Below are 13604 nucleotides of genomic sequence, written 5' to 3'. Positions count from 1 at the left end.
GCGGGCGCTGTTTTTGTAATGAGGAAATAAGTTATGCAAGCCAAATTTTCCCCCTCCTTAATGTGCATGGATCTCACGCGTTTTCGCGAGCAGGTCGAAGCGATGAATAGCACCGCCGCCTTTTATCATGTCGATATTATGGATGGCAGCTACGTGAAGAATATTACGCTGTCGCCGTTCTTTATTGAGAACCTGCGTAAAATTACCGATGTGCCGATTGACGTGCATTTAATGGTGAATCATCCGGAAGATATTATTCCGATGTGTATTGAGGCAGGTGCAGATATTATTAGCTTCCACCCGGAAACCGCCAATAATAAAATCTTCCGCTTGCTGACGCAGATTAAAGACGCGGGCCGTCGCTGCGGCGTGGTGTTAAACCCGGCCACGCCGGCAGAAAGTATTCGTGAATATGCGCATCTGCTGGATAAAGTGACGGTGATGTCGGTAGATCCGGGTTTCGCCGGCCAGAAATTTATTCCGGAAACGCTAAATAAGATTCGCCAGCTGATCGCCATGCGCGAAGAGCACGGTTATCACTATCTGACTGAAATTGATGGTTCGTGCAACGCGCGCACCTTTAAACAAATCGCCGCTTCCGGCGTCGATGTGTTTATCGTGGGAACTTCAGGCTTGTTTAATCTGGATGACGATGTGGCGCAGGCGTGGCAGAAAATGGAGAGCATTTTCGCCGAGGAAACCGCAGCGTAATACCCCGTAGGGTCGCCATTCATGGCGACCTTATTCATTACCGCACCCTATCCACAGCGACCGTTTTACCGCCCCAACTCACTCAACGACTTATCCAGCGCGCCCACCAGCCAGTCGATATCCGCTTCCTGGAACGCCAACGGCGGACGCAGTTTCAGCACGTTACCGTAAGGGCCCGCCACTGACGTCAGCACGCGGTGTTCGCGCAGTTTTTCGATCAAATCCAGCGCCAGCGCTTTATCCGGTGCTTTGCTGGCGCGGTCCTGGACCAGTTCGAAACCAATAAACAGACCTGCACCGCGCACGTCACCGATCGATTCATGGCGATCCATCAGTTTCTGCAACTCACCTAACAGTTTGGCGCCCACCACGCGGCTGTGCTCCTGCAAGCCCTCTTCCTTAATCACCGTCAACACCGCTTGCGCTGCGGCCATCGCCACCGGATTACCGCCAAAGGTGTTGAAGTAAGGAATTTCATCACTGAACGCGGCAAGGACATCGCTTTTCGCCAGCAGACCCGAAACCGGAATGCCGTTGCCCATTGGCTTGCCAGTGGTGATGACATCAGGCACTACGCCGTGACGCGCAAAGCCCCAGAACGCATCGCCGGTACGGCCAAAGCCCGGCTGCACTTCATCGGCGATGAAAATCCCGCCGTTGGCATGCACCACATCGACCGCTTTTTGCAGGAAGCCGCGCGGGTTCGGTAATACGCCATCGGATGAGAAGATGGAGTCAGCGAGGAAGCCGGCAAACTTAATGCCGTGCGCTTTCATATCGTCGATCTGCTTCTGAATTTCATTGGCAAACCACTCACCGAGATCCGGCGCATTCACGCGATAAGCATCCGGCGGTGAAACCAGACGCGTGGTTGCCGCCAACGGCTGTCCGCTGCCGAGCGCGGGCGACACACCTGACGTGAGATCGCTGGTGCCGTGATACGCCTCCTGCGACACGATGATGCCGGTGCCGCCGCTGAAAGCACGCGCCACGCGGATCGCCAAATCGTTGGCTTCCGAACCGGTACACATATACATGGCGCGATCGATGGCATCCGGCGTGGTCGCCAGCAGCTCTTCGGTGTAATCGAGAATGCGTTCGTGCAGATAGCGCGTGTGGGTGTTCAGCATCTTCATCTGCTGATTCACCGCCTCAATTACCGCCGGATGGCAGTGACCAATGCTCGCCACGTTGTTGTACACATCAAGATATTTATCACCGGCGGCATCCCACAAATACTGCCCTTCGCCGCGCACTAAGTGCACCGGCTTGCGGTAAAACAGGCGATACGACTCGCCCAACACTTTGCTGCGCTTGTCGGTGAGCTTGCGGGTTGCCGCATCCAGCCCGTCGGCGTGCTCAGCACGAAAACTGTTGGTATCCATGATGGTAGAACGTGTAGCCATGGTAACTCCCGTTGCGAAGGTGAAAGGGGTGCATGCGAAATCGCCGTTTGCCAATATCATGCCTGCTTCAGCGAAAAATGCAACCAAATACACAAATACAACAAAATACACATGACGGCGTCATGACACTCAGGTAAGCTTAGGCCCAGGTTGAACACGCCACAGGGAAAAGTCATGCTGCAGGAAACCCGCTTACACCGCATTCGCGCGCTGCTGACCACGCAACATCAGCTCAGCACCGAACGCATCATCAACGAGCTTGGCATTTCGCGCGAAACCGCGCGGCGCGACATTATTGAGCTGGAAGCGCAGGGATTGGCGCGGCGTGTACATGGCGGTTTGGTTGCCGTAGATAGCCAGCCGGAGCCGCCATTGCAGGTGCGCCGCAACGCGCAGGCGAAAGAGAAACGCGCGATTGCGGTTGCCGCCGCGCAGCATCTTCAGCCCGGCCAAACGCTGTTCCTCGATGCTGGCACCACCACCACCATGCTGGCCGAACAGCTGCGCAGCATGTCGGGTTTAACCATCATCACCAACAGTTTGCAGGCCGCGCTGGCGCTGAGCGCAGCGGAAGAGCATGAGACGTTGAATAATCAGGTGATTTTGCTTGGCGGCATGATGATGGCAGGCGCGCAGCAAACGCGCGGTGAGATGACGATCGGCGAAATTTTTCGTTATCGCGCCGATGTGGCGCTGCTTTCGCCGGTCGGCATCGATGCTAAAAACGGTGCCAGCAGCTTTCATCCCCATGAAGCGGCGATTGCCCGCGCCATGGTGCAGCAGGCGAATTGCACCATTTTACTGGCGGATCACAGCAAACTCGGCGTGATCAGCCGCACCGTTTACGCACCAATTGCGGAAGTCGATCTGCTGATTTGCGACAGCGGCGCGGCCAAACCTGGCGCGCTGGCGGCGCTGCAACAGGCGTTGCCACAGGTGCAGGTGGTTTAACGCAGGCGCTGCGGATGGCTGTAAACCGTGGCGCGACCCGGTTTACTGAAACCGACCAGCGTGAGATTACAACGTTCAGCCACCTCAACGGCGAGCTGCGTTGCCGCCGAAACCGCAAACAGAATCTCCACGCCGCACATAGCGGATTTCTGCACCATCTCATAGCTGGCGCGGCTGGAAACCAGCACCGCGCCCTGCTGCCACGGCTGCTGGCTGCGATTCCCCAGCAATTTGTCCAGCGCCACATGGCGACCCACATCTTCATAGCCGCCCTGCAATTCACCTTCTGGCGACATCCACGCCGCCGCGTGCGTGCAGCCGGTGAGATTGCCGATCAGCTGGTAATCGCGCAACTGCGCCAGGCCTTTATCGAGGTTAGCTAAATCAAAAGTTTGGCTGAATGGCAGCGGCTTTAGCGGCTTACCGATTTGGTCGAGTTGCTCGACGCCACACACGCCGCAGCCGGTGCGGCCAGCCATGGCGCGGCGCTGCTCTTTCAACGCCATAAAGCGGCGGCTGGAGAGTTCAATCTGCACTTCAACACCGTTACAGCCCGGCACCACATCGATGCCGAAGATTTCATCCGGGCGCGCAATAATGCCTTCCGAGAGCGAGAAACCTAGTGCAAAAGCTTCCAAATCATTGGGTGTCGCCATCATCACAACGTGCGAAATGCCGTTATACACCAGCGCCACCGGCACTTCCTCGGCCAGCCAGTCAGTTTCCGCAAGGCTGATATCACGCCGCTGATGGACCTGCGCCTGCACCGCGCCTGAGATCTTATTCACATTAATGTGACTTTCCTGCTCATTCTCTGTCACTTTTTTCGCCTCATACAACAACCTTACTAAAGTAGTGGTATTATTAGGTCGCTATTGCCGCAATATTCGTCGGGTTATTGTGACGCCCGATCCACTGCACCGCAAAAGTACAATCAATCATGTTGAAAGGATAATCCATGAACGTCAGCCGAAGAAAATTCTTCAAGGTGTGTGCTGGCGGTATGGCAGGGACAACGGCAGCGCTGCTCGGCTTTGCGCCAGAGGTAGCGCTGGCGGAAACGCGGCAGTACAAACTGCTACGCGCGCGCGAAACCCGTAACACCTGCACTTACTGCTCAGTTGGCTGTGGCTTGTTAATGTACAGCCTCGGTGACGGCGCGAAAAACGCCAAAGAGACCATTTTCCATATCGAAGGGGATCCGGATCATCCGGTGAGCCGCGGCGCATTGTGCCCGAAAGGCGCAGGCCTGCTCGACTTCATCCACAGTGAAAGTCGCCTGCAATACCCGGAATACCGCGCGCCTGGCTCCAATAAATGGCAGCGCATTAGCTGGGACGATGCGTTTGATCGCATCGCGAAGCTGATGAAAGCCGACCGAGACGCTAACTTCGTTGCGCAGAACGCCGCCGGCACGACGGTAAACCGTTGGCTCTCCACCGGCATGTTGTGTGCTTCCGCATCCAGCAACGAAACCGGTTACTTAACTCAGAAATTTACCCGATCGCTCGGCATGTTAGCGGTCGACAACCAGGCACGCGTTTGACACGGACCAACGGTAGCAAGTCTTGCTCCAACATTTGGTCGCGGTGCGATGACCAATCACTGGGTCGACATCCGTAATGCCAATCTGATCGTTGTGATGGGCGGTAACGCCGCTGAAGCGCATCCAGTGGGATTCCGCTGGGCGATGGAAGCCAAAATTCACAACAAAGCCAAAATCATTGTTATCGATCCGCGCTTCACACGAACCGCATCGGTAGCCGATTTCTATACGCCGATCCGTTCGGGCACCGACATCACTTTCCTGTCGGGCGTACTGCTGTGGCTGCTGCAAAACGAAAAAATCCAGCGCGAATATGTCGAGGCGTACACCAACGCCAGCCTGATTGTGCGTGAGGATTATCATTTTGAAGATGGCCTGTTCAGCGGTTACGACGAAGCGAATCGCAAGTACGACAAAACCAGCTGGAACTACGAGTTAGGCGATGACGGCTTCGCCAAACGCGACACCACGCTGACGCATCCGCGCTGCGTGTGGAACCTTTTAAAACAGCACGTCAGCCGCTACACGCCAGAAATTGTTGAACGCATCTGCGGCACGCCGAAAGATGACTTCCTGCATGTCTGCGAACTGCTGGGCGAAACCAGCGCACGCGATCGCACCACCTCATTCCTGTATGCGCTCGGCTGGACACAGCACTCGGTTGGCGCGCAGAACATCCGCACCATGGCGATGATTCAGCTGCTGCTCGGCAACATGGGCATGATTGGCGGCGGCATCAATGCGCTGCGCGGCCACTCGAATATTCAGGGTCTGACCGATCTCGGTCTGCTGTCGCAGAGTTTGCCGGGTTACATGACCTTGCCGTCGGAGAAACAAACCGATCTGCAAACCTATCTCGCCGCCAACACGCCAAAAGCGCTGCTGCCGGGCCAGGTAAACTACTGGAGCAACTATCCAAAATTCTTTGTCAGCCAGATGAAAGCCTTCTTCGGCGACAAAGCCCAGAAAGAGAACAGCTGGGGCTTCGACTGGTTGCCGAAGTGGGATAAAGGCTACGACGTGCTGCAGTACTTCGAGATGATGTCGCAAGGCAAGGTCAACGGCTATCTGTGCCAGGGCTTTAACCCGGTGGCATCGTTCCCGAACAAGCGCAAAGTGATTGATTCACTGTCGAAGCTGAAGTTCCTGGTCACCATCGATCCGCTCAACACCGAAACCGCTACCTTCTGGGAGAATCACGACGAGTTTAACGACGTTGATCCGTCAAAAATTCAGACCGAAGTGTTCCGTTTGCCCTCCACCTGCTTCGCTGAAGAGAACGGTTCGATCGTCAACTCGGGCCGCTGGCTGCAGTGGCACTGGAAAGGTCAGGATGCACCGGGCGAAGCGCTGAATGACGGTGAAATTCTTTCCGGCATCTATTCACGCCTGCGCAAAATGTACGCCAGTGAAGGCGGTGCGCTGCCTGAGCAAGTGCTGAACATGAGCTGGAACTATCTGACGCCAGAAAATCCAGCGCCGGAAGAAGTGGCGATGGAGAACAACGGTAAAGCGCTGGCCGATGTGTTCGATGACAAAGGCACGCTGTTGGTGAAAAAAGGCCAACAGCTCAGCACCTTTGCCCATCTGAAAGATGACGGCAGCACCAGCAGCGGTTGCTGGATTTTCGCCGGCAGCTGGACGCCGGACGGCAACCAAATGGCACGTCGCGACAACACCGATCCCACCGGTTTGGGCAACACGCTGAACTGGAGTTGGGCGTGGCCGCTTAACCGCCGCATTCTCTACAACCGCGCCTCGGCTGACCCGCAAGGCAATCCGTGGGATCCGAAACGCCAAATCCTGAAATGGGATGGTGCGAAATGGGGCGGCATGGATGTGCCGGATTACAGCGCCGCCGCGCCAGGCAGCGATGTTGGGCCGTTCATCATGCAGCCGGAAGGCATGGGGCGCCTGTTTGCGCTCGACAAAATGGCTGAAGGTCCATTCCCGGAACACTACGAGCCGTTTGAAACACCGATCGGCACCAACCCGCTGCATCCGAACGTGGTATCCAATCCGGCGGCGCGCGTGTTCAAGGATGATTTGGCATCGATGGGCCAGGCGGAGCAGTTCCCGTATGTCGGCACCACTTATCGCCTCACCGAGCATTTCCATTACTGGACCAAACACGCGCGGCTCAATGCCATCGCGCAGCCGGAACAGTTTATTGAAATCGGCGAGAAGCTGGCCAACAAGCTCGGCATCGCGCAGGGCGATACGGTGAAAGTGAGCTCCAATCGCGGCTACATCAAAGCCAAAGCGGTGGTCACTAAACGCATCCGTCCACTCAACGTCGACGGCCAAATCGTCGATACCATCGGCATTCCGATTCACTGGGGTTATCAGGGCGTGGCGAAAAAAGGCTTTATTGCCAACACCTTGACGCCGTTTGTCGGTGATGCCAACACGCAGACGCCAGAATTTAAGGCGTTCCTGGTCAACGTCGAGAAGGTGTAAGGAGAACGAATATGGCTTATCAATCTCAAGACATTATCCGCCGCTCCGCCACCAATGGACTCACGCCTGCCCCGCAGGCGCGTAACCATCAGCAGGAAGTGGCGAAACTGATCGACGTGACCACCTGCATCGGCTGCAAAGCTTGTCAGGTGGCGTGTTCGGAGTGGAACGATATCCGCGATGAAGTGGGACATAACGTTGGGGTGTACGACAATCCCGCCGATTTGACCGCCAAATCCTGGACGGTGATGCGCTTCTCAGAAGTGGAGGAGAACGGCAAGTTAGAGTGGCTGATTCGCAAGGATGGCTGCATGCACTGCGCCGATCCCGGCTGCCTGAAGGCATGTCCATCTGAAGGCGCGATTATTCAGTACGCCAACGGCATCGTCGATTTTCAGTCAGAACAGTGCATTGGCTGCGGCTACTGCATCGCTGGCTGTCCGTTCGATGTGCCGCGTATGAATAAAGAGGACAACCGCGTGTATAAATGCACGCTGTGCGTCGATCGTGTCAATGTTGGTCAGGAACCGGCGTGCGTGAAAACTTGTCCGACCGGCGCGATTCACTTCGGCAGCAAAAGCGATATGCAGGCGCTGGCGGGTGAACGTGTGGCCGAGCTCAACACGCGCGGCTATGCCAACGCGGGCTTGTACGATCCGGAAGGCGTCGGCGGTACGCACGTAATGTACGTGCTGCACCACGCCGACAAACCGCAGCTCTATCACGGTTTGCCGGCTAACCCGAGCATCAGCCCGGCGGTGACGTTCTGGAAAGGGATCTGGAAACCGCTGGCGGCGATTGGTTTTGCCGCCACCTTCGCCGCATCCGTGTTCCATTACGTCGGCGTGGGGCCGAACCGCGTGGAAGAGGATGAAGACGAGAACCTGCATGAAAAAGAGGAGCGCGAATAATGAAAAAACGCGATCGTCTGGTGCGCTACAGCGCACCGGAACGCATCAATCACTGGATTGTGGCGTTCTGTTTTGTGCTCGCCGCGCTGAGCGGACTGGGCTTCTTTTTCCCGTCGTTTAACTGGCTGATGCACGTGCTCGGCACGCCGCAGTTGGCGCGTATCCTACATCCATTTGTGGGCACGGTGATGTTTGCCGCCTTTATCATCATGTTCTTACGCTATTGGAAACATAATCTGATCAATCGCGAAGACCTGGTGTGGGCGAAAAACATCCACAAAATCGTGCAAAACGAAGAGGTCGGCGATACCGGCAAATACAACTTCGGGCAGAAGTGTGTGTTCTGGGCTGCTATCATCAGCTTAGTCTTGCTGCTGGTGAGCGGAATTGTTATCTGGCGCCCATACTTTGCCGGCGCCTTTACTATTCCGCTGATTCGCATCGCGCTAGTGGTGCATTCGGTCTCAGCTGTGGCGCTGATCATGGTGATTATGGTGCACATTTACGCCGCGTTGTGGGTAAAAGGCACCATTACCGCCATGGTTGAGGGCTGGGTTCCGGCCGCGTGGGCGAAGAAACATCACCCACGCTGGTATCGCGAGCAGCGCCAACGCCAAACACAACAGGAAAAACGTCCCTGATGAGTATTCGCATCATCCCGCAGGACCAGCTGGAGAAAGGCGAAAAGCACACGGCGGAGCAAGTTCCGCCGTTACTTTTCCCCCGGCTGAAAAATCTGTATAGCCGCCGTGCGGCACGTTTGCGCGACCTGGCCGCGAAGAATCCGCTCGGTGATTACCTGCGCTTTGCCGCGGTGATCGCCGAGGCGCAGGAGATCGTGCTGTATGACCATCCGCTGCAAATCGACCTGCAGCAACGGCTGACGCAGAGCGCCGAGCAGGGCAAGCCGCCGCTCGATATTCACACCTACCCGCGCGATGCGCACTGGCAACGTCTGCTGCATTCGCTGATCGCTGAGCTGAAGCCGGAGATGAGTGGCCAGGCGCTGGCGGTGCTGGAGAATCTGGAAAAAGCCTCCACTACCGAACTGGAAAATCTGGCGCATGCGCTGCTGGAAGGCGATTTCGCGCAGGTGAGCAGCGATAAATCGCCGTTCATCTGGGCGGCGTTGTCGATTTACTGGGCGCAAATGGCGGCACTGATTCCGGGCAAAGCACGCGCAGAATACGGTGAGCATCGCCAGTTTTGCCCGGTGTGCGCCAGCGTGCCGGTCACCAGCGTGGTGCATATGAGCGTGGGCCAGCAAGGACTGCGCTATCTGCACTGCAATCTGTGTGAAAGCGAGTGGTATGTGGTGCGCAGTAAGTGCTCCAACTGCGAACAAACCGGCGACCTGCATTACTGGTCGCTGGACAGCGAAAAAGCGGCGGTAAAAGCAGAGAGCTGTGGCGACTGCGGTACATATTTGAAGATGTTGTACCAGGAAAAAGATCCGGCGGTGGAACCGGTGGCAGATGACCTCGCTTCGCTGGTGCTGGATGCCCGCATGGAGCAGGAAGGATTCGCGCGCAGCAGCCTGAATCCGTTTATGTTCCCCGGCGATTAAGGATTCGCCCCGACGAAAATTCGCAACAACCTTGTAGGGTCGCCATTCATGGCGACCTTCTCAATGAACGCACAAATCCATGCAGCTCAACACGGAGGCGAACGATGAAACTGATTGGCAGCTACACCAGCCCTTTTGTACGCAAAATTTCAGTCATTCTGTTGGAAAAAGGCCTGGTTTTCGAATTCGTTAATCACTCTCCGTGGACCGATGACAGCGATGTCCCGCAGTACAATCCGCTGGGCAAAGTGCCGGCGCTGATTGATGACAATCAGCTCACCTGGTTCGACTCCTCAATCATCGCGCAGGTGATTGAACTGCGCGGCGATGCGCCCGCGCTGCTGCCTGATGATGCGCTGCACGCATTGCAAATCCGTCAGCTGGAAAAACTCGCCGACGGCATCAACGACGCTGCGGTGATGATCGTGCGTGAGCAGATGCGTCCCGGCGATCAGCAATCCGAAGAGGTGCTGCTGCGCAATCGCGCCAAAATTCAGCGCGGCCTCGATGCGCTGGAAACCGCCGCCGCCCAGGGCGAATGGCTCAATAGCGGCACGCTGAATCTGGCCGATATCGCTACCGGCTGCATGATTGGTTACCTGAATTTCCGCCGCGTGCTGCCCAACTGGTGCGTGAATCGCCCGGCGCTAGTGAAGCTGGCCGAAAACCTGTTTGCGCGCGAAAGCTTTGCCCGCACCGTTCCGCCCACTCTCTAAGTCACCTGATGAAAACCCTTTACAGTCAATTGCCCGCGATCGACAGCCTGCTGCGCGATCCGGCGCTGCAGCCGCTGCTTGCACATCACGGTACCGCCTTCGCCACGCGCCAGCTGCGTACTATGCAGCAGGAAGCGCGCGAGCACATTCAGCAGCATCAAACCTTGCCGGAATGGCACGTGAACTGGCCCGATGAAGCGCTGCGCCGCAGCCTGCAACAGCAGCAAAGTGCGCTGCGTCCGGTGTTCAATCTTACCGGCACCGTGCTGCACACCAATCTCGGCCGCGCGCAGCTGAGCGATCGCGCCATCGACGCGGTGGTGAACTGCCTGCGTCAGCCGGTCACGCTGGAATACGCGCTGGATGATGCGGCGCGCGGCCATCGCGATCGTGCGGTCAGCGCGCTGCTGTGCGAATTAACCGGCGCGGAAGCGGCCTGCATCGTCAACAACAATGCTGCCGCCGTGTTACTGATGCTGGCTGCTTTAGCACCGGGACGCGAAGTGATTGTCTCGCGTGGCGAGCTGGTGGAAATTGGCGGTGCCTTTCGCATTCCCGACGTAATGCGTCAGGCGGGCTGCAAACTGGTGGAAGTCGGCACCACCAATCGCACGCATCTGAAAGATTATCGCGCCGCCATCGCGGAAAACAGCGGCCTGCTGATGAAGGTGCACACCAGCAATTATCAGATTCAGGGCTTTACCCATGCGGTGACGGAAGCAGAGTTAGTTGAGCTGGGTGATGCTTATCAACTGCCGGTGATCACCGATCTTGGCAGCGGTTCGCTGGTCGATATGACCGAATTTGGTCTGCCCGCCGAACCGATGCCGCAGCAGCTGATCGCCGCTGGCGTCAGTCTGGTGAGCTTCTCCGGCGACAAACTGCTCGGCGGTCCGCAGGCCGGCATTATCGTCGGCAAGCAGGCGCTGATTGATCAGCTGCAGTCGCATCCGCTGAAACGCGCGCTGCGCGTCGATAAAATGACGCTCGCGGCGCTGGAAGCCACCCTGCAACTCTATCGCCAGGCGGACACGCTGCGCGAAGCCCTGCCGACTCTGCGGCTGTTGACCCGTTCATCGCACGACATTTTGCAGCAGGCTGAACGATTAATGCCCGCATTACAACAGGCTTATGGTGAAGAATTTTCGCTAGCGATCGCGCCCTGTTCTTCGCAAATCGGCAGCGGATCGCTACCGGTTGAGCGTATTGCCAGTTTCGCCATCACCTTCATGCCACGCGATGGTCGCGGCAGCCAGCTTGCCAGCTTGTCACAACGCTGGCGCAGCTTAGCGCGCCCGGTGATTGGCCGCATTCAGGAAGGCAAACTGTGGCTGGATTTACGCTGTCTTGATGATGAAAGCGCGCTGATTCAGGCCATAGCGCCATGATTATTGCCACCGCTGGACACGTCGATCACGGCAAAACCGCGCTGTTACAGGCCTTAACCGGCGTTGATGCCGATCGCCTGCCGGAAGAGAAACGGCGCGGCATGACCATCGATCTCGGCTACGCCTATTGGCCGCAGCCGGATGGCCGCGTGCTGGGGTTTATTGATGTGCCGGGCCACGAGAAATTTCTCGCCAATATGCTGGCAGGCATTGGCGGCATTCATCATGCGCTGCTGGTGGTGGCCTGCGACGATGGCGTAATGCCGCAAACCCGTGAACATCTGCAGCTGCTGAGTTTGGCCGGACAGCCGCCGCTCAGCGTGGCGCTGACCAAAGCCGATCGCGTGGATGAGGCGCGCATCGCGGAAGTCCAGCTGCAGGTGGCGCAACTCACGCAGCAACTCGGCTGGCTGGCGGTACCGCAATTTGTCACCAGCAGCCACACGCAGCAAGGCATCGACGCGCTGCGACAGCATCTCAGCACGCTGGCGGAACCGGCCTTCGACCCGCGTTACCGTTTTCGTCTCGCCATCGATCGCGCCTTCACGCTGAAAGGTACTGGATTGGTGGTCACCGGCACAGCGCTGACGGGTGAAGTGAACGTCGGTGATACCCTTTGGCTCAGCAGCCTGAATCAGCCGCTGCGCGTGCGTGCGCTACATGCGCAGAACCAATCGGTGACGCGGGCGCAGGCCGGTGAGCGTATCGCATTAAATATCGTTGGCGATGTGGAAAAAGCGCAGATCGCGCGCGGCGATTGGCTGCTGTCACAGGCAAAAGCGGAAGGCACCACGCGCTTAACCGTGGCGCTGCGCTTGCTGCAGCCGCTGAAAAGCGCATCACAGCCGATTCATATTCACCACGCCGCCAGCCACGTCACCGGACGCATCACGCTGCTGGCGGATGATGTCGCGGAAATAGTCCTGAACGAACCGCTGTGGCTGGCGGAGAACGATCGGCTGATTATCCGCGACAGCAATGCACAGCACACGCTGGGCGGCGCGCGCGTGCTGCTGCTCAACAGTAAAAAGCGCGGCAAACGTCAGGCGGAGTATCTTGCCTGGTTGCAGCAGTTGGCCGCCGCAACAGATGATGACGCCAGCCTGCAGGCGCATCTGGCGTATCAACCCACAGAATTGCGTGATCTGGCGTGGGCGCGCCAGCTTACCGATCCCGCTCTGGATGCACTGATTGAGAACACAGCGCCGGTGCAGCTCGGTAACGCGCTGATGAGTGCTGCGCAGGCGGCACTTTGGCAGCAAAAGCTGCTGGAATCGCTGGCACATTTTCATCAGCAGCATCCCGAAGTGCCGGGCATCGGCCACGACCGTTTGCGTCGCGTGGCAATGCCGCATCAGCCTGCCGAATGGGTGCTAGCGCTGATTGACCAGCTGCTGGCGCAAGGCCAGCTGCAACAGCGTCAGGGCTGGCTGCATCTGCCCGATTTCGAACCGCGCTTTAATCCGCAGGAAGAAACACTTTGGCAGCAGGTCGGCCCGCTGTTTGGCGACCAGCCGCTGTGGGTGCGCGATATCGCGCTGGCGCTACAGCAGGATGAACAGGCGATTCGATCGCTGCTGCTTACTGCCGCACGGCTCGGACACATCACCGCGATCGTGCGCGATCGCTACTATCGCAGCGACCAGATCCAGATCTTCGCCGATCTGATTCGCCAACGCGCCGCGCAAGATGGCAGCACCAGCGCAGCCGACTTCCGCAACCAGCTGGGCACCGGGCGCAAAGTGGCGATACAGATTCTGGAATTCTTCGACCGTAGCGGCTTCACCCGCCGTCGTGGCAACGATCATCTGCTGCGTGACGCACGCCTGTTTCCCGCCTCATCTGACTAAAATCTCTCGCGTTGCCTCGCAGTTCAGCTTGTAACTGCGCTGCAACGCACATTCCCTGTTGTGCAAAAAAGTGCCAGAATGTAAGAAATACTCTTACA

The 13604-nt window shown here is 57.5% G+C and carries 11 protein-coding genes; 9 read left to right on the top strand and 2 right to left on the bottom strand.

Features of this window, described 5'->3' with window-relative positions:
* The first annotated feature begins 33 nt into the window (after positions 1 to 33).
* Entirely contained in the window at positions 34 to 711 is a 678-nt protein-coding gene (alsE, locus tag FHW71_RS20270; protein ID WP_154194608.1) for a D-allulose 6-phosphate 3-epimerase, read from the top strand.
* Between the two features lie 65 nt (positions 712 to 776).
* Here the strand turns inward: alsE and FHW71_RS20265 are convergent, their stop codons facing one another.
* A complete protein-coding gene (locus tag FHW71_RS20265) occupies positions 777 to 2117 on the bottom strand; it encodes an aspartate aminotransferase family protein (protein ID WP_179452868.1) in 1341 nt (446 codons plus the stop codon).
* Between the two features lie 174 nt (positions 2118 to 2291).
* Between FHW71_RS20265 and FHW71_RS20260 the strand changes: the two genes are divergently transcribed.
* A complete protein-coding gene (locus FHW71_RS20260; protein ID WP_179452869.1) occupies positions 2292 to 3068 on the top strand; it encodes a DeoR/GlpR family DNA-binding transcription regulator in 777 nt (258 codons plus the stop codon).
* Here the strand turns inward: FHW71_RS20260 and fdhD are convergent.
* Positions 3065 to 3856 (bottom strand): formate dehydrogenase accessory sulfurtransferase FdhD, encoded by a 792-nt coding sequence (gene fdhD, locus FHW71_RS20255; RefSeq protein WP_353621005.1) that lies wholly within the window; start codon positions 3854 to 3856, stop codon positions 3065 to 3067. The genes FHW71_RS20260 and fdhD overlap by 4 nt on opposite strands.
* Positions 3857 to 4026: 170 nt before the next feature.
* Here fdhD and fdnG point away from each other — a divergent pair, with 170 nt between their 5' ends.
* From fdnG to selB, 7 genes are all read left to right on the top strand, one after another.
* The gene (fdnG, locus tag FHW71_RS20250) at positions 4027 to 7074 is read left to right on the top strand and encodes a formate dehydrogenase-N subunit alpha (RefSeq protein WP_179452871.1); all 3048 of its coding nucleotides are present in this window, start codon (positions 4027 to 4029) and stop codon (positions 7072 to 7074) included.
* Positions 7075 to 7085: 11 nt separating this feature from the next.
* The gene (gene fdxH, locus FHW71_RS20245) at positions 7086 to 7985 is read left to right on the top strand and encodes a formate dehydrogenase subunit beta (protein ID WP_154156908.1); all 900 of its coding nucleotides are present in this window, start codon (positions 7086 to 7088) and stop codon (positions 7983 to 7985) included.
* Entirely contained in the window at positions 7985 to 8626 is a 642-nt protein-coding gene (gene fdoI, locus FHW71_RS20240; protein WP_179452872.1) for a formate dehydrogenase cytochrome b556 subunit, read from the top strand. Before fdxH ends, fdoI begins: the two co-directional genes overlap by 1 nt.
* Entirely contained in the window at positions 8626 to 9552 is a 927-nt protein-coding gene (gene fdhE, locus FHW71_RS20235) for a formate dehydrogenase accessory protein FdhE (protein ID WP_061719309.1), read from the top strand. Before fdoI ends, fdhE begins: the two co-directional genes overlap by 1 nt.
* A gap of 104 nt (positions 9553 to 9656) precedes the next feature.
* Positions 9657 to 10268 carry a glutathione S-transferase gene (locus tag FHW71_RS20230; RefSeq protein WP_154194616.1) on the top strand — a complete coding sequence of 204 codons (612 nt, stop codon included), beginning with the start codon at positions 9657 to 9659 and terminating at the stop codon, positions 10266 to 10268.
* Positions 10269 to 10276: 8 nt separating this feature from the next.
* Complete coding sequence (gene selA, locus FHW71_RS20225; protein ID WP_179452873.1) at positions 10277 to 11656, top strand: L-seryl-tRNA(Sec) selenium transferase; 1380 nt, start codon at positions 10277 to 10279, stop codon at positions 11654 to 11656.
* The gene (selB, locus tag FHW71_RS20220; RefSeq protein ID WP_179452874.1) at positions 11653 to 13506 is read left to right on the top strand and encodes a selenocysteine-specific translation elongation factor; all 1854 of its coding nucleotides are present in this window, start codon (positions 11653 to 11655) and stop codon (positions 13504 to 13506) included. The genes selA and selB overlap by 4 nt, the downstream gene beginning before the upstream one ends.
* Positions 13507 to 13604: the final 98 nt, after the last annotated feature.

Origin of the sequence: Enterobacter sp. Sphag1F, assembly GCF_014193275.1 — a bacterium.
Lineage (GTDB): Bacteria > Pseudomonadota > Gammaproteobacteria > Enterobacterales > Enterobacteriaceae > Pantoea > Pantoea symbiotica.
This window is presented reverse-complemented; position numbering and strand designations above follow the sequence as displayed.